This window comes from Ancylomarina salipaludis (assembly GCF_004122035.1).
GTDB classification, from domain to species: Bacteria; Bacteroidota; Bacteroidia; order Bacteroidales; family Marinifilaceae; genus Ancylomarina; species Ancylomarina salipaludis.
On sequence record NZ_SAXA01000055.1, the window covers coordinates 1 to 516 of the forward strand.

At 42.6% G+C, this 516-nt stretch carries 1 protein-coding gene; it reads left to right on the forward strand.

The window, feature by feature from the left end; genetic code table 11:
- Positions 1 to 516, forward strand: a 516-nt coding sequence (locus tag EO244_RS16980) for an Ig-like domain repeat protein (protein WP_206734608.1), incomplete at both ends; no start/stop codon positions are given.

Here is a 516-nt window from a genome sequence, read left to right on the forward strand (position 1 = left end):
ACAACATCAGATAATTGTAATGTTGCAAGCGTTGTAGCAAGTCCAGCAAGTTTAGTTTCTGGCGCTAATACGGTAACCTGGACAGTAACGGATGACGCAGGAAACACCAATACCTCTACTCAGATAGTAACAGTATTGGATGCAGAGAATCCAACGATAGCGACTTTAGACCCAATTGATGTAAATTCTGATGCTGGGGTTTGTACCTATGCCAGTTCCCAATTGACCGCACCGACAACATCAGATAATTGTAATGTTGCAAGTGTTGTAGCAAGTCCAGCAAGTTTAGTTTCTGGCGCAAATACGGTAACCTGGACAGTAACGGATGACGCAGGAAACACCAATACCTCTACTCAAATAGTAACAGTATTGGATACAGAGAATCCAACGATAGCGACTTTAGACCCAATTGATGTAAATTCTGATGCTGGGGTTTGTACCTATACCAGTTCCCAATTGACCGCACCAACAACATCAGATAATTGTAATGTTGCAAGCGTTGTAGCAAGTCCAGCA